Origin of the sequence: Pseudomonas sp. Fl4BN1 (genome assembly GCF_009908285.1) — a bacterium.
Classification (GTDB): Bacteria; Pseudomonadota; Gammaproteobacteria; order Pseudomonadales; family Pseudomonadaceae; genus Aquipseudomonas.
Map to the genome: position 1 here is coordinate 1 of NZ_JAAARM010000097.1, position 460 is coordinate 460.

At 68.5% G+C, this 460-nt stretch carries 2 protein-coding genes; both read right to left on the bottom strand.

Annotated elements, in window-relative coordinates; translation table 11 throughout:
- On the bottom strand, positions 1–238 hold a 238-nt coding region (locus GV818_RS33735; RefSeq protein ID WP_218586326.1), incomplete at its 3' end, for a hypothetical protein.
- The coding region (locus tag GV818_RS34315) for a hypothetical protein (RefSeq protein ID WP_218586327.1) at positions 235–460 on the bottom strand (226 nt) is incomplete at its 5' end. The genes GV818_RS34315 and GV818_RS33735, both read right to left, overlap by 4 nt.

Below are 460 nucleotides of genomic sequence, written 5' to 3' on the forward strand. Positions count from 1 at the left end.
CGCCCGCGATCGCCGCCGTTTCCGGGAAGTCGGCCATGAACCCGCCGAACCCGCCGCCCTTCTTGCGCGGCGCGCCGGCCGGCACACCCGAAGGCGCGGGCATGGCGATCTGCGGTCCGAGCCCGGCCTGCGGCGTAAAGGTGCCGCCCGCGAATCCGGGGACGGCATTGGGTTCGAACCCTTCCTCGCCGCCGGGATTGAACAAACTGAGGCGTCCACGCCCTCCGAACAGGTTCATCGCGCGCCCGCCCCCTTACGAAAGATTGATCCAAGTATGGAGCCGCCCGCGAGGACGGAGTTGAACAGGCCGGGTGATTTCGTCTGCGTATCCTTACCCGTCATCGTCCCCGAGCCCGTCATCTGCTCCCCGCTGAACAGGTTGAGCGGCAACCGGGCCTGCATGTCGGAGATGAGCGCCGCCTGCTCCAACGGAGCCCGCGCCGCCGCATTCTCCTGGCTC